Origin of the sequence: Mesorhizobium sp. M1A.F.Ca.IN.020.06.1.1 (assembly GCF_004023265.1) — a bacterium.
Taxonomy (GTDB): domain Bacteria; phylum Pseudomonadota; class Alphaproteobacteria; order Rhizobiales; family Rhizobiaceae; genus Mesorhizobium.
On the sequence record NZ_RZSR01001276.1, the window covers coordinates 1 to 1,321 of the forward strand.

Genomic DNA, 1,321 nt, shown 5'->3' on the forward strand with positions numbered 1-1,321 from the left:
GTCAAAGCTGTCGGAAGGCGGCGTCATCGTCTCGCGCAGCCTGAAGTCGATAACGCTGCCGCAGGCGGCGGCCGCTGCGATCGGCCTCGCCAAGACCACGGCAACGCCGGTCGAGATCATGAACGCCATCCTCAAGGCGCCCGTCGATCTTTTGTGGTTCGGCGGCATCGGCACCTATGTCCGGGGCTCCGGCGAGACCAATGCCGATGTCGGCGACCGCGCCAACGACGCCATCCGAGTCACCGCGCTCGACGTGCGCGCCAAGGTCATCGGCGAGGGCGCCAATCTCGGCGTCACGCAGCGGGCGCGCATCGAGTTCGGTATGAAGGGCGGCCGCTGCAATTCCGACGCCATCGACAATTCGGGCGGCGTCAACTGCTCGGACGTCGAGGTCAACATCAAGATCGCGCTGGCGTCGGCCATGCGCAAAGGCTCGCTGGCGCGGCCGGCGCGCAACAAGCTGCTTGCCGAGATGACCGACGAGGTCAGCACGCTGGTGCTTTCCAACAACTACCAGCAGACGCTGGCGCTGTCGCTGGCGCGCAAGCGCGGGCTGGCCGACATCGCGCACCAGGCGCGCTTCATGACGGCGCTCGAAGCGCGCGGCCTGCTCGACCGCGCCGTCGAGACGCTGCCTTCGCCGGCGGCGCTTGCCGAGCGCGAGGCTCGCGGCGAGCCGTTGACCAGGGCCGAGCTCGGCGTGCTGCTTGCCTATGCCAAGATCGTGCTCTTCTCCGACATCGTCGCCAGCGACGTGCCGGACGATCCGCATTTCGACCGCGATCTGATGGGCTATTTCCCGGAGCGGATGGCGAAGAAATTCGCCGGCGAGATCCGTGCCCACCGGCTGCGGCGCGAGATCATCGCGCGCGTCGTCGCCAACGATCTCGTCAACCGCGGCGGGCCGTCTTTCGTCAACCGGCTGCAGGAAGCCACGGGCCGCACAGCGGGCGCCGTCGTGCGCACCTTCGCCCTGGTGCGCGACGGTTTCGCGCTGCCTTGGCTCTACAAGGAGATCGATGCCCTCGACAACCAGATCGACGGCCAGACGCAGCTCGATCTCTACCAGGCAGTCAGCCGGCTCATCTTCATGACCAGCGGCTGGTACCTGAAGAACGACCTCTCCTCCGCACCGCTCGGCCAGCGCATCGCCGACTTGCAGGAAGCGCGCAAGTCTTTGGAGCCGAAGCTCATCTCGCTGCTGCCGGCCTTCTCACGCGAGCGGATCGAGGCGCGGCGCCATGACCTGTTTGAGGGCGGCGCGCCCGACAAACTTGCCGAAAAGCTGGCGCTGGCCGAGGTGAGCGACCTGATCCCGGAC

1 protein-coding gene is annotated in these 1,321 nt (G+C 67.3%); it reads left to right on the forward strand.

Going from position 1 to position 1,321, the window contains the following annotated elements:
- Positions 1 to 1,321, forward strand: a 1,321-nt coding sequence (locus EOA60_RS33230; RefSeq protein ID WP_206628369.1) for an NAD-glutamate dehydrogenase domain-containing protein, incomplete at both ends; no start/stop codon positions are given.